The 20447-nt window shown below is 29.6% G+C and carries 17 protein-coding genes; 15 read left to right on the forward strand and 2 right to left on the reverse strand.

Translation table 11 applies throughout. The features are described from left to right. The first annotated feature begins 3 nt into the window (after positions 1-3). From ACY1IQ_RS14355 to ACY1IQ_RS14380, 6 genes are all read left to right on the forward strand, one after another. A complete protein-coding gene (locus tag ACY1IQ_RS14355) occupies positions 4-1854 on the forward strand; it encodes a DNRLRE domain-containing protein (protein ID WP_461614595.1) in 1851 nt (616 codons plus the stop codon). Positions 1855-1948: 94 nt separating this feature from the next. Further along, the gene (locus ACY1IQ_RS14360; protein WP_461614596.1) at positions 1949-2173 is read left to right on the forward strand and encodes a BhlA/UviB family holin-like peptide; all 225 of its coding nucleotides are present in this window, start codon (positions 1949-1951) and stop codon (positions 2171-2173) included. 11 nt (positions 2174-2184) lie between these two features. Next, positions 2185-2454 carry a phage holin family protein gene (locus ACY1IQ_RS14365; RefSeq protein WP_461614597.1) on the forward strand — a complete coding sequence of 90 codons (270 nt, stop codon included), beginning with the start codon at positions 2185-2187 and terminating at the stop codon, positions 2452-2454. Then, positions 2451-3191 (forward strand): N-acetylmuramoyl-L-alanine amidase, encoded by a 741-nt coding sequence (locus tag ACY1IQ_RS14370; protein ID WP_461614598.1) that lies wholly within the window; start codon positions 2451-2453, stop codon positions 3189-3191. The genes ACY1IQ_RS14365 and ACY1IQ_RS14370 overlap by 4 nt, the downstream gene beginning before the upstream one ends. A 538-nt stretch (positions 3192-3729) precedes the next feature. Continuing rightward, positions 3730-3924, forward strand: a complete 195-nt coding sequence (locus ACY1IQ_RS14375) for an antitoxin VbhA family protein (RefSeq protein ID WP_461614599.1) — start codon at positions 3730-3732, stop codon at positions 3922-3924. A gap of 10 nt (positions 3925-3934) precedes the next feature. Further along, positions 3935-4585 (forward strand): Fic/DOC family protein, encoded by a 651-nt coding sequence (locus ACY1IQ_RS14380; RefSeq protein WP_461614600.1) that lies wholly within the window; start codon positions 3935-3937, stop codon positions 4583-4585. 214 nt (positions 4586-4799) lie between these two features. On the opposite strand, the gene ACY1IQ_RS14385 is transcribed toward ACY1IQ_RS14380, so the two are convergent. Continuing rightward, positions 4800-6524, reverse strand: coding sequence for a glycerophosphoryl diester phosphodiesterase membrane domain-containing protein (locus ACY1IQ_RS14385; RefSeq protein WP_461614601.1), 1725 nt, complete (start codon positions 6522-6524; stop codon positions 4800-4802). Positions 6525-6896: 372 nt separating this feature from the next. Between ACY1IQ_RS14385 and ACY1IQ_RS14390 the strand changes: the two genes are divergently transcribed. From ACY1IQ_RS14390 to ACY1IQ_RS14420, 7 genes are all read left to right on the forward strand, one after another. Continuing rightward, complete coding sequence (locus ACY1IQ_RS14390) at positions 6897-8432, forward strand: FAD-dependent oxidoreductase (protein WP_461614602.1); 1536 nt, start codon at positions 6897-6899, stop codon at positions 8430-8432. A gap of 159 nt (positions 8433-8591) precedes the next feature. Continuing rightward, entirely contained in the window at positions 8592-9158 is a 567-nt protein-coding gene (locus ACY1IQ_RS14395) for a glycerol-3-phosphate responsive antiterminator (protein WP_461614603.1), read from the forward strand. 239 nt (positions 9159-9397) lie between these two features. After that, positions 9398-10900, forward strand: a complete 1503-nt coding sequence (gene glpK / locus ACY1IQ_RS14400) for a glycerol kinase GlpK (RefSeq protein WP_461614604.1) — start codon at positions 9398-9400, stop codon at positions 10898-10900. A 231-nt stretch (positions 10901-11131) separates the two neighbouring features. Continuing rightward, complete coding sequence (locus ACY1IQ_RS14405) at positions 11132-12571, forward strand: FAD-dependent oxidoreductase (RefSeq protein ID WP_461614605.1); 1440 nt, start codon at positions 11132-11134, stop codon at positions 12569-12571. 14 nt (positions 12572-12585) lie between these two features. Next, the gene (locus ACY1IQ_RS14410) at positions 12586-13845 is read left to right on the forward strand and encodes an NAD(P)/FAD-dependent oxidoreductase (RefSeq protein ID WP_461614606.1); all 1260 of its coding nucleotides are present in this window, start codon (positions 12586-12588) and stop codon (positions 13843-13845) included. A gap of 2 nt (positions 13846-13847) precedes the next feature. Beyond that, on the forward strand, positions 13848-14195 hold the full coding sequence (locus ACY1IQ_RS14415; protein ID WP_461614607.1) for a DUF1667 domain-containing protein: 348 nt from the start codon (positions 13848-13850) through the stop codon (positions 14193-14195). A gap of 16 nt (positions 14196-14211) precedes the next feature. After that, positions 14212-15687, forward strand: coding sequence for an FAD-dependent oxidoreductase (locus ACY1IQ_RS14420; protein ID WP_461614608.1), 1476 nt, complete (start codon positions 14212-14214; stop codon positions 15685-15687). A 48-nt stretch (positions 15688-15735) separates the two neighbouring features. Here the strand turns inward: ACY1IQ_RS14420 and ACY1IQ_RS14425 are convergent, their stop codons facing one another. Continuing rightward, a complete protein-coding gene (locus ACY1IQ_RS14425) occupies positions 15736-16473 on the reverse strand; it encodes an AAA family ATPase (protein ID WP_461614609.1) in 738 nt (245 codons plus the stop codon). Between the two features lie 590 nt (positions 16474-17063). Here ACY1IQ_RS14425 and ACY1IQ_RS14430 point away from each other — a divergent pair. Together ACY1IQ_RS14430 and ACY1IQ_RS14435 are read left to right on the forward strand one after the other, a co-directional pair. Continuing rightward, positions 17064-19796, forward strand: coding sequence for a heavy metal translocating P-type ATPase (locus ACY1IQ_RS14430; RefSeq protein WP_461614610.1), 2733 nt, complete (start codon positions 17064-17066; stop codon positions 19794-19796). Between the two features lie 300 nt (positions 19797-20096). Continuing rightward, positions 20097-20288 (forward strand): ferredoxin, encoded by a 192-nt coding sequence (locus ACY1IQ_RS14435; protein WP_461614611.1) that lies wholly within the window; start codon positions 20097-20099, stop codon positions 20286-20288. Positions 20289-20447: the final 159 nt, after the last annotated feature.

Here is a 20447-nt window from a genome sequence, read left to right on the forward strand (position 1 = left end):
GTTGTGAGTAATCAATGCAATGATGAAACAGCTAAAATAAAAACTAGGCAAACAATGCAGGATTTTAATAAAATGGAAGGTAGCTATAATCTTGCATGGTTTAATTATGGGGTAAGTGGTAAGAGTAATATATGGTCTGCTACCACTTTTTTAGACGGGTTTACCGGTAAAGTGGAAATAGGAACTTTAATAAGTGATGGAGTTAAAGGTAAGTTGTTTATTAAAGGCTATCCATCAAATAAAATGGAAGGTTCATTTGGAATACAGGCTTACCCTAGAGAAAGTTTTAAATTTTCACCAGTTGAAGATACTTTTGTTAGTGAAAAGCAAAAGTCACTATCCTTTGGTGAATATCCTTATATAAGAGTAGGAAGAGATAAAGAAGGATTTAGATATAGAAGTTTTATTAAATTTGATATATCCAAAATGCCATTAAATTGTCATATTACAAGAGCTAGCTTAACCTTGTACTCACAGGATAAAAAGGCTTTTGAAGGGTTAGAAATTAATAGTGCAGATAGAAATTGGATAGAAAACAGTATTACATGGAATGGACATCCGCAAAGAAAGAAATTAATAAGTATAGAGCAAGTCGAAGAGGGACTATTTAAATATACTTTTGATGTTAAGTCCATAGCAAAAGATTGGTATTATAATATTGAACGCAACTATGGATTTTTACTGAAGGCTTTTGATGAAGAACAGGTGCAATTTAAAAGCTTTTTATCAAAAGAATACTATAATAGATTGTATGCTCCAGAGCTAGAAATAGAAGTATTTGACCCTGATACATTTATACTGCCAGCAGATAGAATAGATGGTAAAGTAAGCATTGAATCTATACAAAAAGCTTATAAAGGTATTGAGGGTAAAGCATATATTGATAAAGATGAAATGTATAGCAAAATCCGTGCAAAAGCTAGAATATATCCAGATATGATTGAGGGTATTGTTAAAATTAGTAAAGCTAATGACTCCTTAAGAGCTAAATCTGTTATAAGGAACTTTGATGAGAAATTGCAAGGAAAAGTAGAAATAATACATGATATAATTGATGAGCAATTAAGAGGTAAGGCAATTATTAGTCAAACTGCTATTAAAGGTAGGGTAAGAATAGCTTATACTAGACGTATTAAAGGCAAAGCAAATATACAAACTTTTAATGATAGTTTGCAAGGTATATCTAATATTATAGGTGGTTGGAAATATAGAATAAATGGTAAAGCAAGTATACGAAATATCGATGATATTTATGGAAAAGTAAAAATTACAAGTTTAGATAAAGATGATAACTTAAAAGGTACTGCTAGTATTATTAAATTTAATGATACACTTAGGGGTATAGTTAAAGTTAGATATGCCAATGAAAAATTAGGAGGTAAAGCATTTGTAGCTAAATCCAGCAAAATAGATGGAAAAGTAAGAGTAAAAGTAAGAAAAGAAATATTCAATGGTAAAGCATTAATTAGATATACTAATGAAAAATTGCATGGTGGGGCTAACATAATAGCATTTAAAACGATAGATGGTAAAGCTATTATTCAAATTAAGAAACAGTTATTTAAAGGTAAGGCGCATATTGCAAAACAAAGAAATATATTTGAAGGTAAGGCGATTATAAGCCAAATTCAAATTGGTGGAAAAGCTTTAATACTAGTAAAAGATGATAACTTAAGAGGTAAGGCAATTATACCAATCCAAAAGGATTTGAAAGGTAAAGCTACTATTAGAGAGTTTAGTTATATAAAAGGTAAAGCTTCCATAACTTCATTAGAGTTTAGCGAAATTTATGGTGCTGCTATTATTAAAAATGAGAATTTAGATGAAAATACTGCTTATGGATTTATAATGTAAAAGTAATGTTATATATTAATGGATTATATAAACAAAGCTAAAAGATTTAGAAAAATCTTTTGGCTTTGTTTTATTTTGAAAGCGAGGCGTTGAGATGGAGGCAGAAATAATAAAAGTAGCAATTAGTCAAGGACTAGGGTATACAATGTTTGTATTTCTTTTAATTTATGTGCTTAAGACTACACAGGAGAGAGAAAATAGACTAAATCAAGCTATAGAGAAGAATCAAGCTATAATACAAAACTTAGCAGAGAATAATAAAAAATTTGAAAAAGTAGAAAAAGATGTAGAAGAAATAAAGATTATATTGAAAAAGTAGAGGTGTTTTTTATGGAATTTAAAGATTTTATAGTAGAGCAGGCATTAATATTAATACCAGTTTTATATATTATAGGGATATTTTTAAAACAATCTAATGCTGTAAAAGATGAAATAATACCTCTAGTGTTATTATCTTTAGGGATTTTATCCTCTAATTTGCTTTTAGGTTTTGGCATACAGTCAATTATACAAGGAGTTTTGGTAACAGGAACTACTGTATTAACTAACCAAGTAGTTAAACAAGCTGATAAAACAGGCGGAGGGAGATTAAGTAAATGAGAATAGGCAATAGATATGGTCATACAAAAGCTTCACCTGGCGCGAGGGGAATTATTGATGAGTTAACAGAAGGAAAAAAAATTATTAAGGAATTGAACTCTTTGTTAAGTGTTCAGCACAATTTAACTGACTGTCAACCACCAGAGGATAGTTTTTATCCACAGGAGTTAAACTATGGTATTAACAAAGCCAACTCAAGTAATTTAGATATATATTTTTCTATCCATTTTAACAATGCATATGAAAGATATGATGGAGCGCTAGGCAGTGAAATTTGGGTATATGATAGAAATTCAAAATTAGCTATTGAAAAGGCTACTACAATATTGAAAAATCTAGAAAACCTAGGTTTTAAGAATCGTGGTATTAAATATTTAGTTGACAGTGGTAGATCACTAGGAGAGCTAGAAAATACTAGTTGTGAAGCTATGATAATTGAGGTATGCTTTGTTGAAGCTACAAAGGATGTAGAGATATATAAAAGAGCAGGGGTTAAAAATGTAGCTAAAGCAATAGCAGATGGATTTGAAAATAAAGTTAATAAGAATCTTAAATATGGAACTGTAACAGCAGATATCCTAAATGTAAGAAATGGTAGAAGCATAAACCATGATATAATTGGGGAACTAAAATATGGAGATAAGGTTAGACTATGCTATTTATTAAACGGTTGGTGGAGCATAGATTATGGAAAAGGTGTTGGATATATAAGTGGAGATTTTATTAAATTATTATAATGTATAAGAAGCATATAGTTGCATAACTACAGGAGTATAATATTAGAACTCAAAATAGAGATTCATACAAAATAGCTTAATTTCTTGAAAATTAAGGATTAATAGTTAAGAATAGAGAATTTAGGATAAAATTCATTTTAATGAATTTCTTTAAATAAAATATACTCTAGAAAACTCCAAAGGTTTTGGCGTGGAGTTTTAACCATAATTCTTCATTTTTCATTCTTAATTTTTAATTCATGGATAAGAATTTTTTTATTGGAAATAAAAATATTTTACTAAGTTACTCCCTAAATTTATAAAAGTACATTCTAAATATATATAAAGTCCTTATATTATTTAGAATGTGTTAAAATTATAATATAATAAAGATAATCTATTTAGATTATTAAAATTACATAAATTTTCAGAATAAACTGTCAACATTGAAGCGAAAAATAAATCTTTTATATTTTTAAACAGTGAGGTATATGATTTTATATTTTTATTTTGTAGAAAGTATATGAGTAAATATATTATGAAGTTGGAGTGATAGAAATTGAGTACAAGTAAAGATGAAAGAAAAGAAAGATTAAAAAAAGTACGATCAGCAATTGCAATTAATTCGCTAGATGGAGTTGAGCCTTCAGAGGAATGTAAAGTGATGCTAGAAGACTATATAAAGGGCAAAACTGAGATTGAAGATAATATCAAGAAACTAATTCAAAAGTATAAAGTACCTGAAAGCGAATAGAGGTGATACTATGGCAGATTCATATTTGTATAAAGGTACAAACGTACTTATTAATAAGTTAAACATAAGAGATTTAGAAACATTGAATCAAGCAGAGGCAGATTTTACAGTACAGAGATTAGTTACTGTTGATGATGAGGTAGATATCAAGGAATTTGACTTTGAACATATGAAAAAAATCCATAAGCATATTTTTCAAGATTTATATCATTGGGCAGGGGAAATACGAACTATAAATATGAGAAAAGCAGAATTTGTTTTAGATGGGATGTCAGTAGAGTATTCAGATTTTACTTTAATTAAAACTGATATAGAGAAAGCAATAAATAAATTAAATCGTATCAATTGGGGTGAAATGCCATTAGATCAAAAAGCAAAAGAATTTACAGAAATAATAGCTGAAATTTGGAAAGTTCATCCTTTTAGAGAAGGCAACACAAGAACAACAATGAAATTTGCTTGTCAGTATGCAGAACATCATGGCTTTCCAATGAAAGAGACATTATTTGAAAAAAATAGTAAGTATTTAAGAGACTCTTTAGTATTAGCTTCAATAGGACAGTATTCAGAAAATGATTATTTAGAGAAAATAGTAAAAAGATCTATGGAAATAGGAGCGAAAGAGAGTAAAAGAACTCTAGAATATGATTATGATAGATAAATAATTAATCTTGATTCTTTAAAATAATATATAACGAATTTTTAGTATATTTTTAATATTAAAAATATAATTTGGTTTCTTAATGCCATTTTATAAAAACTCAGTTATAATTAAATTTATACTAGTATGAATTTAATTTTGTGGCTATCCATTTTGGATAGCCCAAAATTATTTTAGTAAGAACCTAGTTTCTACCTTCATATATAGTAAAAAATCATTTTTCTTTCATTTCAGCTACTACTTCTTTAGCAGTAGGAACATCATCCGTAACTATTCCATCTACACCTAGTAGATAAAAGCCTTCCATAGAACTCTTACTATTTACAGTCCACACATATATAGGTTTATTTAGTAATCTAGAAGCATGTATAATTTTATCTGTTACTAAGGATTCTTCTATTGTTAAAAAGTCAACTTCGATAAATTCAACTTTAGGAAGTCCAGCATATATTATATATCCTACTTTAAGCTTAGGTTCAGCTTTTTTTATTTCTTTTAAAATAGGAAAATCTGTAGATTGAACTACACATTGGTCTATGAAATCATTATCTTTAATAATTCCTATAAATTTATTAACAAAGTCTTCTTCTTCTCCATGTAACTTTACTTCTATATTTAGCTTTATTTTTCCCTTAGAAAATTTAATAATTTCATCCAAGGTGCTAATTTTACCTGTAAAATCACCTTGCTTTAATGTTATTTCTCTTATTTCATCTAAGGTAAGTTCGTAGATATTAGCATTAACTTTCCCAAGCCTTTTTAAATTAAAATCATGTATTACTACAAGTTCATTATCTTTAGTTTGAATCACATCTATTTCAGCATAATCAGCTTTTTCATTTATAGCTCCTTCTATTGCTTCTAGAGTATTTTCCACACCATGTAAAGAACTTCCTCTATGTGCCATAATTACTAAATCTGTATAGCCACCTTCAAAAGGATCTATAACTATAGGTAGAACAAAAGAAATAATTACAAATGGCAATAAAAGAAAAACAACAAAGGATTTTTTATATTTAACTAAAAAGCTTTTTGTATTGTCATCAGCAGTTTTTATATTCTTCTTTTCAATATTGATTTTATTTTTATCACATCTATCTAAATACAATTTAGTTATAAGATTTATATAGAAAGGAGTAATTATTGATGTAGAAATATAAAAAGCAATAACCACTAATGCAAAGAAAATGGACGTTATCACGGAAGAAATAATACTTTCTTCTGCAATTATATTACTTAGTAAAAGGTAAATTAATATTAATACAAAGGCTAATAGAGATATTAATAAAAGCATAAATAATACATATATAAATATACTTACTAACACTCTTAGCGCAATTTTAAAGTAACTCCCTTTAACCATTTTACTGCTTTTTTTAGCAGCAGCTCTAAAATTGTTATTTCCTTCAAGTACTATAATATGAAGAGAATAAATCCATCTAATATTTAAATATATAATAATAGCAAAAGTTATTGTATAAGATATTATCCCAGTTGTAGTTTTAAATAACTCTCCTGATATAAAATTAGGTATTTCTATAGAAGGTAAAAGAGTAGAACCTATGCCTATATTTAATAATGGAACTAAAAGAAGAAGGTATGTTGCTATTCCTAAAATTCCATATTTAAATATAGAAGGTAAATATCCAAGAGATTTTATAAAAGCATCCCCTATGAGAACCCTTTTTCCTTTATTACTATAATAAGAAATTATAATTAGTATAGAAAATTCTAAGAAAATAAGAATTATAGCTATAGGAAGTAGTATTAAAACACTTAAAAAGCCATATCTACTAAAACCAAATCTTAAAAGTTCATTATTAGTGATTGCTTTAAAACCTGCAATAGATAATAGTCCATTAAATATCATAGAAATCATAGGAATAAATACTATCATAGCTAAAAGCTTATATATCGTTTCAAAATAAGATTTTCCCAATAGGTAAACATCAATCTATTGTAAGAATGTAAAAATAATTTAAATGCAGAAGTTTCTCTTATGTTTTTTTGATTTTTCATCTGATACCCCACTATATAAATATTTTAATTCATATTTCATAATTTATAATTATAGTTGAAATTAATTCAAAACTTCTCCGTTATAGGAGAAGCCTCCACAATTGTGAAGTGTGAATTATTAAAAGAATATCTTTAATTATAACATTAAAAATGTAAATTATTTTAAGATATTCATCAACTTTAAAGCTAGCATCATCATATTATAATTATAAACATATAATAATTATAAAATTAGCATTTTGTAAATAATAATCCTCTTATTTGTAAAAATTAATATATAGGAGGGAATATTATGATAAATATAAATAAATCTCTATGGTTAGACACTACAAAAACCACGAATTATGAAAAACTAAATGGTAACTTTGAAATTGATATTGCAATAATAGGTGGTGGACTTGCAGGGATTAGCACTGCTTATATGCTAAAGAAAAGTGGATTTAATGTTGCCGTATTTGAAGGAAATAGAATTGGTGAAAATACTACAGGAAATACTACTGCAAAAATAACTTCTCAGCATGATTTAATTTATGATAAACTCATTAACGATTTTGGAAAAGAAAAAGCTAGACAATATGCAGATGCAAACCAATCAGCAATTAAAAAGATAAAGGAGATTATTGAAGAAAATAATATTGATTGTGATTTTGAAGAAAAAATAGCTTGTGTTTACACAGAATCTGAGAAATACATAGATAAAATAGAAAGGGAAGTAAAGGCTGCTGAAAGTTTAGGAATATCTGCTGAGTTTGCTAAGAAAGTAGCTCTTCCTTTTGATATAAAGGCAGGAGTGGTTTTTCATAATCAAGCACAGTTTCACCCTAGAAAATATCTTTTAGCTTTAGCAGAAAAGGTAAATGGTGATGGATCGTACATATTTGAGCATACTAGAATTTTAGATGTGGATAAAGAGGATAAAAAACTAATTCTTTCAACTAAAGATGAAAAGATAACTGCAAATAAGGTTATAGTTGCAACTCATTTCCCTATTTTAAATAGTCATGGTCTTTATTTTGTAAGAATGCATGGAGAGCGTTCCTATGTATTAGGATTAGATACTAAAAACATAAATGTAGATGGAATGTATATAAGTGCAGAGAAGCCTAAAAGATCTTTTAGAACACAAAAACTAGGTGACAGAGATGTATTGTTATTAGGTGGAGAATCTCATAGAACTGGAGAGTTTTACAATACTGAGAAATGCTATGAGGCATTAAAGAAATACGGAGAAAAACTTTATGAAAGTATGGAGATTATATATAAATGGTCAACACAGGATATGACACCATTAGATGGAGTACCTTATATAGGCCAATACTCTGCTAATACAGAAAATTTATATGTTGCTACAGGATTTCAAAAGTGGGGAATGACTAGCTCAACTGTTGCAGCAATGATTATTACTGATTTAATAAGTACTGGTAAAAGCCCTTGGATAGATGTTTATACTCCTTCAAGATTTAATGTAGCATCATCAATTAAGGAACTGGGAGGGAATGCTTCCAAGTTCACACAAAGATATACTAAAGGAAAATTAGATTATCCTGAAAAATCTATTAAGAATGTAGGTAAAGGTGAAGGTAAGGTAGTTGAATATGAGGGAAGAAAAATAGGTGTATATAGAGATGAGCAAGGTAATTATTATGGTGTTGAGATAATATGTACTCATATGCAATGTGAGCTTCAATGGAATAATAGTGAAAAAAGCTGGGATTGTCCTTGCCACGCTTCAAGATTTACTATAAAAGGTGAAATAATAGAAGGACCAACAGTAAAACCTTTAAGGGTGGTAGACATAGATAAAGAGAAAATTAAAAATAATGGTTAATAGCATAAATATATAAGTAAAAATTAACAGTGCTATTGAGAAAAATTGCATAAATTCACAATAATTTATGCAATTTTTTAAAAATATGAGGAAAAACCTTTTCATTTACTTTATTTTATGTAACAATTATATTATAATAAATAGTAAGAAGGTATTAAGATGGGAAAGTTGTTTTATGAAGCTTTAGAGGATGTACCTGTAGTATCTGCTGTTAAGGATATGGAAGGACTTGAAAAAGCATTAGAAGCGGATTCGAAGGTTGTGTTTATTCTATTTGGTGATATATGCAACATTAGAAACATAGTTAAGAAAGTTAAAGATAGTGATAAAATAGCCATTGTTCACATTGATCTAATTGACGGACTTTCAAATCGAGATATTATAATAAATTTTCTAAAAGAAAATACAGAAGCTGATGGAATTATAAGCACTAAAGCTAGTATGATAAAAAATGCTAAGGAACAAGGGCTTATAACAGTACAGCGATGTTTTATACTAGATTCATTGTCCCTTGAGGGAAGTAAAAAACATATGAATTCTGGATATGCGGATGCTATTGAAATTTTACCTGGTGTTATGCCAAAGATTATAAAAAGAATAGTTAGTTTTTCTAATCTACCAGTTATTGCTGGAGGATTAATTGAAGATAAAGAGGATATAATGATGGCACTTCAAGCAGGAGCCACGGCAGTATCTTCAACAAAAAATGAAATATGGTTTATGTAGTAAGAGATTAAGAGATAAACTACAAAAACAAAACGCCTTTTTAGGTGTGTTGTTTTTGTAGTTTTTTGTTTTCTATTTATTGAATAATTGGTGAAAAATAAAAGGATTATTTTGTGACATAATTGTCCATTGTCAATTCTCAATTATTTCAGGTTGCAAATTAAAATACATAAGACCGCAGTTATATTTATCTATACATTAACTTTGTAAATTTAACATATATGATGGGGGAGTATCACATGGAAAAGTATATTGTAGCACTAGACCAAGGGACGACTAGTTCAAGAGCAATAATTTTTGATAAGGAGCAAAATATTCTCGAAATTGCTCAAAAGGAAATTACACCTATGTATCCTCAAAAAGGATGGGTGGAGCAAGATCCTATGGAGATTTATGCATCTCAATATGGAGTTTTAACAGAGGTTTTAGCAAAGACAGGATTACTAGCAGAGAATATAGCCGCTATAGGAATTACAAATCAAAGAGAAACTACAATTTTATGGGATAAAGAGACAGGAAGACCGGTTTATAATGCTATAGGTTGGCAATGCAGAAGAACAGCAGAAATATGTGACAAACTAAAAGCAGATGGCTGGGAATCATATATTAGAGAAAATACAGGCCTTGTTGTAGATGCATATTTTTCTGCCACAAAAATTAAATGGATTCTAGATAATGTTGAAGGAGTTAGAGAAAAAGCTGAAAAAGGAGAAATATTATTTGGAACAGTAGATACTTGGCTTGTTTGGAAACTAACTAATGGAAAAGTTCATGTAACAGATTATACTAATGCATCAAGAACAATGCTTTTTAACATTAGAACATTAAAATGGGATGAAAAAATATTAAAAGCTTTAAATATACCTGAAAGTATGCTTCCAGAGGTTAAAAATAGTAGTGAAATTTATGGAAGAACTAACCTTGGTGGAAAAGGTGGTACAAGAGTACCTATAGCAGGTATAGCAGGAGACCAGCAAGCAGCACTATTTGGTCAAGCTTGCTTTGAAAAGGGATCTGCAAAAAATACATATGGCACAGGATGTTTCTTACTAATGAACACTGGTGACGAAATAATACAAAGTAAAAATGGACTTATAACAACAATTGCAATTGGAATTGACAATAAAGTCCATTATGCTCTTGAAGGAAGTGTGTTTGTTGGAGGTGCAGTTATTCAGTGGCTTAGAGACGAGCTTAGAATAGTAAATGAATCAAATGATACAGAGTACTTCGCTCAAAAGGTTAAAGACAATGGCGGAGTTTACATAGTTCCTGCATTTACTGGACTTGGAGCACCTTATTGGGATATGTATGCTAGAGGGGCTATTTTTGGATTAACAAGGGGAGCAAATAGAAACCACATAATAAGAGCTGCTCTTGAATCTATAGCTTATCAAACTAAGGACGTAATTGATGCAATGATAGAGGATACAGGGCTTGAACTTGAAGATCTAAAGGTTGATGGAGGAGCAAGTTCAAATGGATTTTTACTTCAATTCCAATCAGATATTTTGGGGAAAATCGTAAGAAGACCACTTATAAGAGAAACTACTGCTTTAGGTGCAGCTTATTTAGCAGGGCTTGCTGTAGGCTTTTGGAAAGATAAAGAAGAAATTATGGATAAATGGAATATAGATAACGAATACACACCAAATCTTGATGATGAAACAAGACAAAAGCTTTACAAAAGCTGGAGAAAGGCAGTTATAAGAGCACAAGAATGGGAAGAACATGATGCTTAGAAATTAAGAATTAAGGATGAAGAATTTAAAATTATGGTTAATTTTTAACCTATATTGAAGATTCAAAAACAAATGTTATTTAAAGATGAAAAATTAGGTTAAATATTATTTTGAGAAAATTAGTTTATAAAATATAGTTATTAATTTCTCAGTTATGCTGAGAAATGTCCACAATTGTCCATTGTTAATCCTCAATTGTCAATTGAAATAACGCTTTGGGAGGAATTGTTTATGTATGATGTAGTAGTAATAGGAGCGGGAATAATAGGAGCTTCTGTAGCAAGAGAACTTGCAAAGTATGACTTAAATGTAAAGGTATTAGAAAAAGAAAATGATGTTGCAAATGGGACAACGAAAGCAAATAGCGCTATTGTTCATGCAGGTTATGACCCTAAAAATGGGACTATGATGGCTAAAGTTAATGTTAAGGGAAATGAAATGTTTGAAGGGATTTGTAATGAACTAGATATTCCTTTTGAAAGAATAGGTTCACTAGTATTAGCTTTTAATGATGAGGATTTAAAAACAATAAATGCACTTTATGAGAATGGTATAAAAAATGGAGTGCCAAATCTTCAAATATTAACTAAGGAAGAAACTTTGAAATTGGAACCGAATATAAGTGCAGAAATAGCAGGGGCATTACATGCACCTACAGGAGGAATAGTAGGACCATGGGAATATACAATTGCACTTATGGAAAATGCAGTTGTTAATGGGGTAAGACTTCAACTAAATGCCGAGGTTACTTCAATAGAAAAATTAGAAGATGGATATAAAATAATTATTAATGATTCAGATATGCCAATTTATACAAAATGTATAGTGAATGCTGCAGGGATTTATGCAGATAAAGTTCACAATATGGTAGCTAAGCCTGCCTACACTATTAGCCCTAGAAAAGGACAATATTTTGTAATGGATAAAACACAGGGAGAATTAGTAAAGAAAACAATTTTCCAATGTCCAAATGAACATGGTAAGGGAGTACTTGTTACACCTACAGTTCATGGAAATCTTCTTGTAGGACCAGACTCAGAAAGCATAATAAGTAGAGAAGACTTTTCAACCACAAGTGAACAATTAGACTTCGTTAAAGGAAAGGCTACACTATCAGTTAAAAATATTACTTTTAGAGATAGTATAAGAAATTTTGCTGGGCTTAGAGCTTATTCTGAAAGAACTGATTTTATTATTGAAGAAGCAGAGGATGCAAAAGGATTTATAGATTTAGCAGGTATGAAATCTCCAGCATTATCCTCAGCACCAGCAATAGCTTTAGAAGCTATTAAACTTCTAAAAGATGGCGGCTTAGAATTTAAGGAAAATAAAAATTTTATAAAAGAACGTAAGCAAATAGTATTTATGGAGCTTTCAGCAGAGAGAAAGGCTGAAATAATCAAGGAAAATCCGAGCTATGGAAGAATCATCTGTAGATGTGAAAACATAACAGAAGGAGAAATAATAGACAGTATAAGAAGACCGGTAGGGGCAACTACTCTAGATGGAGTTAAAAAGAGATGCAGACCAGGAATGGGAAGATGTCAAGGTGGTTTCTGTGGCCCAAGAGTTCAAGAAATTTTATCAAAGGAACTTGGAAAAAATCTTGAGGAAATACTTCTAGATAAAAATAATTCTTATATTTTAACAGGTGAAACTAAAAAGAAATAGCAGGAGGCGTAAAAATGAATTACGATTTAGTAGTTATTGGTGGAGGTCCAGCAGGGCTTGCAGCAGCATTAGAAGCACATAATAATGGAGTAGAAAATATATTAATCATTGAAAGAGATAAGGAACTTGGAGGAATATTAGAGCAATGTATTCACAATGGTTTTGGGCTTCATACTTTTAAAGAAGAACTTACAGGACCTGAATATGCTCAAAGGTTTATAGACTTATTAGATAAAACTACTATTGATGTTAAGTTAGATACAATGGTTTTAGATGTAAGATCAAACAAAGAAATTCATGCTATAAATTCAGAAGATGGATATATGATAATTAACACTAAGGCTATAATTTTAGCAATGGGATGTAGAGAGAGAACAAGAGGGGCTATAGCAATTCCAGGAGATAGACCTGCAGGAGTATTTACAGCAGGAGCAGCTCAAAGATACGTTAATATGGAAGGTTATATGGTAGGAAAAGATGTTGTTATATTAGGTTCTGGAGATATAGGGCTTATAATGGCAAGAAGGATGACACTTGAAGGAGCTAAGGTTCATGCTGTAGTTGAACTAATGCCTTATTCAAATGGATTAAATAGAAATATTGTTCAATGCTTAAATGATTATAATATTCCATTATATCTTTCACATACTGTAACCAATGTAAAGGGTGATGGTAGAGTTCAATCTGTTGTCATTTCAAAAGTTGACGAAAATAGAAGTCCTATAAAGGGATCAGAAATAGAATTTAAATGCGATACACTCTTACTATCAGTAGGATTAATACCAGAAAATGAAATATCTAAAAAAGCAGGCGTTGAAATAGATAGAAGAACTAGTGGCCCTGTAGTAAATGAAAGTATGGAAACTAGTGTTGAAGGTATTTTTGCTTGTGGAAATGTAGTTCATGTGCATGACTTAGTTGATTTTGTTACTTCTGAAAGCCAAAGAGCAGGACGTAATGCAGCAAAATATATAAAAGGGGAAATTAAAAATAGCGAAGACTATATTTATATTAAAAATGGTAATGCTATAAATTACACAGTACCACAAAAAGTAAGAGTAGAAAATCTTGATAAGGGAATAGATGTATTTATGAGAGTAAATAATGTCTATCAAGATGTTGTTATCAAGGTAAAAGCTGATAATAAAGATCTTTTAAGCTTTAAGAGAAAGCATATGGCACCAGGAGAAATGGAAAAAATAATGATTCCTAAGAGTATTCTCGAAAGTGTTAATAAAGATGAAATAATAATTTCTGTGGAGAAGGAGAGTTAATTATGACTAAAGAATTAATATGTATAGTATGCCCAAGAGGGTGTCATCTAGAAATAGATGTAGACAATGATTATAAAGTTAGTGGTAATTTATGTCCAAGAGGTGCAGAATACGCGGTTAAAGAATTAACTTCTCCAACAAGAGTAGTAACTTCAACTGTTAGAATAAAGGGAGGAATTCATAATAGACTTCCTGTAAAAACTAATGGTGCAATACCTAAAGATTTAAACTTTCAATGTATGAAACTTTTAGATGATATTGAAGTATTTTCACCAATTAAAGTTGGAGATGTAATAATTAAAAATGTACTAGGAACAGGGATAGATTTGATAGCAACAAGAAATATGTAGCTTAGGGGAGAAGAGTATGATTTATGATGTAGCAATTATAGGGGCAGGAATTGTAGGCACAGCAATTGCAAGAGAGCTTTCTAAATATGATCTTTCTATTGCACTAATAGAAAAAGATGTGGATGTTTCTATGGGTGCTACAAAGGCAAATAGTGCTATAGTTCATGGAGGATATGCAGAAAAACACAGTACTCTAAAAGGGCAGCTCTGTTACAAAGGCAGAATGATGTATGAAGAGCTTGATAAAGAATTGAATTTTGGATTTAGAAAAACAGGCTCATTAGTAATAAGCTTTGAAGAAGATATAAAACCACTAGTAGGTCTTATGGCAAATGGAATTATGAATGGATGCCATGATTTAAGCATTATAAATAAAGAAGAAATATTAAAAATTGAACCTAATATTAATCCTAATGTAAAATATGCTCTTTATTGTAAAGGAGCAGGAATATGTTCTCCTTATGAGATGGCAATTGCACTTGCTGAAAATGCTATAACAAACGGTGTGGAGTTATTCTTAAATAGTATGGTTTTATCCATAGAAAAAGAAGATAATATTTTTAATATAAAGACCAATAATGGAAATTTTTCTTCTCGATTTGTAATAAATGGAGCAGGCCTTTATAGTGATGAGATTTCTTCTATGGTAGGGGAGGATTATTTTAAAATTCTTCCTAGAAGTGGTGAGTATCTACTATTTGCTAGAGATACGGGAAAAGTTCTTAATACAGTAGTGTTTCAAATGCCTACCGCTTATGGCAAAGGTGTTTTGGCAACAAGCACTTATCATGGCAATTTATTAATAGGACCAGATGCTTCCGATGATTCAGAAAAAGATGATACTTCTACTCATATAGAGAGAATGAATAAAATATTGGAACTTGCTAAAGAAACTACAGATAAAATTGATATTAATAAATTTATTAGAAGTTTCACAGGGGTGAGAGCTAGAAGTAGTACGGATGATTTTATAATTGAAGAAACTTCTACAAAGGGATTTATAAATGTGGCAGGAATTCAATCACCAGGACTTACCTCATCACCTGCTATAGCCTTAATGGTTAAAGACATATTAGAAAATGCAGGATGTATTCTTAAGAAGAAAGATAATTTTATAGCTTATAGAAAACCTATAATTACTAAAAAAGATCTTGTGCCTTTTAAGGAAATAAAGGATAAGATAGATATAGATTCTTGCCCAGAAAAGATTATTTGTAGATGTGAGCAGGTAACAGAAGGAGAAATTGTAGATTCACTTCATAGGGGTATTAAAGTAACTACTATCGATGGAGTAAAAAGAAGAACTAGAGCATCCATGGGATGGTGCCAAGGAACCTTTTGCAGACCTAGAATAAAAGAAATAATTGAGAGAGAATATAATATTAAAATTGATGATAAAGAGGATATTGAATATAGTGGAGTAAATAGGGTAGGCAAATCAGAAGTATTAAAACAGTTAGGAATACAAGATAATACAGACAATAATTTATAAAATAGAAGCCGTGAGATGTCACGGCTTTTTTATTTATTAAGTTGTATATTAAAACAAATATTTAAAATATCTTTCTCTATTATCTAAAAAGTCTTTAGTAAGTTTAAAATGTTCAGTATCTTCATAGGCTATCTTCTTTATAAAATCACCATTAAAATCGTATATAATTGCATTTGGATAAGACATTATTATTGGTGAATGAGTAGCAATTATAAATTGAGATTTTGTTTCATTTACGGTATCATGAAGTATTTTCAAAAAAGCTATTTGTTTTTCAGGTGACAATGCAGCTTCGGGCTCATCTAAAAGATAAATTCCTTTTCTAGAGAATCTATTTGTTATTACACTTAAAAAAGATTCACCGTGGGATTGAGCATAAAGCTCTTTATTTCCATAAGCGGCATATACTTCATCTCTAGTTATATAAGGATCATCTGTCAAATCCTCAAGATATTCAGCATAATTAAATAAGGTTTCTGCTCTTAAAAAGAAGCCATTATTAATTTTAGGTAGCCATGATAAAGTCATAATAGAACTCAAAGATAAATCATCTAAAGTACTATTAAGTATGGAATTTTGGCTTCCACTTTTTGTTGAAAATCCAATTTTATGAGCAAGAGACTCTAATAATGTTGATTTCCCAGACCCATTTTCCCCTACTAAAAAAATAACATTATGTTCTGTATCTATAAAATCAGTATTCATTAACGATTTTATATTAAAAGGATAGATATTCTTATCTTTTACTTTATTCCAATGAAAGGTTATTCTTTTTAAGCAACTCAATTTTTACACCCCAATAAAATTTCATAATTAAATATTATTATAAGTGTTAAGATGAATTTAATAAAGGTATTCAAATTAATAATTAATTCTAAGATGAGATAATTAACTACAGTTCTTTAGAAGAGGCAAAAATTATAATTTTAGATGTGCTTTATTCTTCTAGTATTTCTATTTCTTTCAGTACATTATAAATTCTTTTATCACCTATTAATTTGTTAGTATTAGTATTATCATTGTTGATAATACTAATAGTGGTTTTAAAAAGTATTAAAAAACATGATTTTTAGGGAAGATGTGAATAATGATATTTTAATTATAAACTATTTTTTAACTGTAATAGCTAAAAAATAAGAAATTTATCAATATAAGTATTAAAGAAATAAAAATTAGAAATATCACTAAAGTAAAGACATAAATAAATATTGTTACATTTTTAAAATATTTGAATTAATTACAAGCAACAAAAACTTGTTAAAAATCTATTAAAAATATACTTTTTATCTATATTGACAGTAACAAAAAACAAGAGTATGATTATAATATAACATATGAATGATTGTTCATATGTTCAGATTAAAGGGGGTAGTAATATGGGTAAAAAGCAATTAATACTTGAAAATCTTGATTGTGCTAATTGCGCCTCAAAAATAGAGAACAAAGTAAAAGATAATAAGGACATAAAAGAAGTAACAGTAAATTTTATGACTAAAACTCTTACTTTTGAACCACATGATGAGGCTAATGTAAATAAAATAATAAATGAAATTAAAAATACAGTTAATAAGTTCGAACCAGACGTAGTTGTAAAAGAAAAAGCTAAGAAAAATAATATCAAAGCTAAAAAAGAATTTATATTAGAAAATTTAGATTGTGCAAACTGTGCATCTAAAATAGAAAATAAGATTAGAGAAATAAAAGGGATAGAAGAAGTAACAGTAAACTTTATGACTAAAACTTTACTCTTTAAACCTAAAGGCGAAGAAAACTTAAATGAAATTGAAGAAGAAATAAAAGCTATAGTTAAAAAATTGGAGCCAGATGTAATTGTAAAAGAAAAAGCAAAGAAAAGTAATATTAAAGCTAAAAAAGAGCTTATATTAGAAAACTTAGATTGTGCAAACTGTGCTTCTAAAATAGAAAATAAAGTTAGAGAGATAAAAGGCATAGAAGAAGTAACAGTAAATTTTATGACTAAAACTTTAGTTTTTAAACCTAAAGAAGGTGAAAACTTAAATAATATTAAAGAAGAAATAAAAGCTATAGTTAAAAAGTTAGAACCGGATGTTGTTGTTAAAGATAAGATAGGAAAAAAATCTATAGCAACTTTACAAACTAGGGGAACTAGCTGTTGTAGTGGTCACGATCACGACCATAGTCATGATCATAGTCATGAACATCATCATGAGGAAGCTGCACATCGTCATGATGAAGAAGAGGAAGAACATGGACATAGCCATGGGGATGGAAGCACTAAAAAAGCCATACTAAAGCTTGCATTAGGTGGTGTAATATTTGCTGCTGGAATGATTGGTAAATTTGATACAAATATAGAGCTTGCAATATTCTTAATTGCTTATCTTATAGTAGGAGGAGAAATTGTTCTTAGAGCATTAAAAAATATTACTCGTGGACAAATTTTTGATGAAAACTTTTTAATGACTATTGCAACTGTTGGTGCATTTGCTATTGGAGAATTCCCAGAAGGTGTAGCAGTTATGTTGTTTTATCAAGTAGGAGAATTATTCCAAGATATAGCTGTAAATAAATCTCGTAAATCTATAAGTTCATTAATGGATATTAGACCAGACTTTGCAAACTTAAAGACAGACGGAGAAATAGTCAAAGTATCACCAGAAGAAGTTTCAGTGGATGACATTATAATTATAAAACCAGGAGAAAAGGTTCCATTAGATGGAGTAGTCATTGAAGGAAAATCAATGTTAGATACATCAGCACTTACAGGAGAATCAATGCCACGTAATGTTGAAGAAGGAAATGATGTACTCAGTGGATTTATAAATCAAAATGGAGTAATTACTGTAAGAGTAACTAAAGAATTTGGAGAATCTACAGTTTCTAAGATATTAGATCTTGTACAAAACGCAAGTAACCGTAAAGCAAAAGCAGAGAACTTTATTACAAAGTTTGCAAAATATTATACTCCAGCAGTAGTAATTATAGCAGCTGCACTAGCTATACTACCTCCAATAATTATAAGCAATGCAACTTTTGGAGAGTGGGTATATAGAGCATTAGTATTTTTAGTTATTTCTTGTCCTTGTGCGCTTGTAATATCTATTCCTTTAGGATTTTTCGGTGGAATAGGAACAGCTTCAAAGCATGGCATTTTAATTAAAGGAAGTAACTATCTAGAAGCTCTTAACAACGTAGAGACAGTAGTATTTGACAAAACAGGAACACTTACTCAAGGTGTATTTAATGTTACTGAAATAAATTCATTAAATGGATTTAATAAAGATGAAGTTTTAAAATATGCTGCTTATGCAGAAAGCTACTCTAATCACCCTATTGCAGTTTCAATTGTTAAAGCATATAAAAATGAAATTAATAAAGATGATGTAAACAATTATGAAGAAATTGCAGGTCATGGAATAGTTGTAGAAGTTGAAGGAAAAAGAGTTGCAGCAGGTAACAATAAGCTCATGAATGCTGAAAAGGTAAAATTTGAAGAAACTGATTCAGTAGGAACAGTAGTATATGTGGCAATAGATAAAGTTTATGCAGGAAGCATAGTAATTGAAGATACATTAAAAGAAGATGCTATACAAGCTATTAGAGAGTTAAAGGATAATGAAGTTAAAAATACTGTTATGTTAACAGGAGATAATAAAAAAGTAGCAAATAAGGTGGCAAATCAACTAAAGGTTGATGAAGTTTATTCTGAATTACTACCACATGAAAAGGTAGAAAAACTTGAGAATATTGATAGTAAAAAATCATCAGGAAAGAATATTGCCTTCGTAGGTGATGGAATAAATGATGCCCCAGTTCTTGCAAGAGCAGACGTAGGTATTGCAATGGGCGGTTTAGGATCTGATGCAGCTATTGAAGCAGCAGATGTGGTTATCATGACAGATGAACCTTCTAAAATAGCTACTGCAATAAAAATATCAAAAAGAACTAGAAAAATAGTTATTCAAAACATTGTATTTGCCTTAGGAGTTAAAGCCTTGGTATTAATTTTAGGTGCCTTTGGAATAGCAACAATGTGGGAAGCAGTTTTTGCTGATGTAGGAGTGTCTGTACTTGCTATATTAAATGCTATGAGAATAATGAGATTTAAGGCATCTTCAAAAAAATAATATATCAGTATGTTAGCCTATTTTCCATCATAATACGTTGTTAGAACCTGCCCATAGCATCACTATGAACAGAATCTAACGCCTTGTCTAATAAAAAATATACTACATCTTTGGGCTATTATTTTCTTTCATATGCCTAAAAAGTAATAAAAGACGTGAGAAAACTCACGTCTTTTGTTTATCATAAAGTTGATATTAATGCACCTTTGATTAGTTATTTTTCTTTTTTATCTATTAGTATAGAAATCAATGTTTAGAGGAATTCTATATTATAATCAAAAATATAGGAGGATTCTTAAGATGATAGCAATAGTTAATAAAGATGAATGTATATCTTGTGGATTATGTCCAAGTGTGTGTCCAGAAGTCTTTGAATTTGAAGATGATGGAAAAGCAGGAGTTACAGTTGATGAAATACCAGAAGAAGTTTTAGACTCTGCTAAAGAAGCAGAAGAAGGTTGTCCAACTAATGCAATTTCAGTACTAGAATAATTTTAAATTTCTATTTAATTTCAAAAAATCATGACATCTAGTCATGATTTTTTATTCTATAGTAAATTATAAAAAGTTAAATTTGTGGATAACATTAAACAATTCTCAATTGTTGAATGTGAATTTTGCATTGAACCATCCCTGGGAAACAGCGGGAAG

Source organism: Clostridium sp. Marseille-QA1073, assembly GCF_054863625.1.

Coding starts and splice junctions, on each gene's coding strand:
- ACY1IQ_RS14360 (WP_461614596.1), top strand. CDS start 1,949: ATGGAGGCAGAAATAATAAAAGTAGCAATTAGTCAAGGACTAGGGTAT.
- ACY1IQ_RS14365 (WP_461614597.1), top strand. CDS start 2,185: ATGGAATTTAAAGATTTTATAGTAGAGCAGGCATTAATATTAATACCA.
- ACY1IQ_RS14370 (WP_461614598.1), top strand. CDS start 2,451: ATGAGAATAGGCAATAGATATGGTCATACAAAAGCTTCACCTGGCGCG.
- ACY1IQ_RS14380 (WP_461614600.1), top strand. CDS start 3,935: ATGGCAGATTCATATTTGTATAAAGGTACAAACGTACTTATTAATAAG.
- ACY1IQ_RS14390 (WP_461614602.1), top strand. CDS start 6,897: ATGATAAATATAAATAAATCTCTATGGTTAGACACTACAAAAACCACG.
- ACY1IQ_RS14395 (WP_461614603.1), top strand. CDS start 8,592: ATGGGAAAGTTGTTTTATGAAGCTTTAGAGGATGTACCTGTAGTATCT.
- glpK (WP_461614604.1), top strand. CDS start 9,398: ATGGAAAAGTATATTGTAGCACTAGACCAAGGGACGACTAGTTCAAGA.
- ACY1IQ_RS14405 (WP_461614605.1), top strand. CDS start 11,132: ATGTATGATGTAGTAGTAATAGGAGCGGGAATAATAGGAGCTTCTGTA.
- ACY1IQ_RS14410 (WP_461614606.1), top strand. CDS start 12,586: ATGAATTACGATTTAGTAGTTATTGGTGGAGGTCCAGCAGGGCTTGCA.
- ACY1IQ_RS14415 (WP_461614607.1), top strand. CDS start 13,848: ATGACTAAAGAATTAATATGTATAGTATGCCCAAGAGGGTGTCATCTA.
- ACY1IQ_RS14420 (WP_461614608.1), top strand. CDS start 14,212: ATGATTTATGATGTAGCAATTATAGGGGCAGGAATTGTAGGCACAGCA.
- ACY1IQ_RS14430 (WP_461614610.1), top strand. CDS start 17,064: ATGGGTAAAAAGCAATTAATACTTGAAAATCTTGATTGTGCTAATTGC.
- ACY1IQ_RS14435 (WP_461614611.1), top strand. CDS start 20,097: ATGATAGCAATAGTTAATAAAGATGAATGTATATCTTGTGGATTATGT.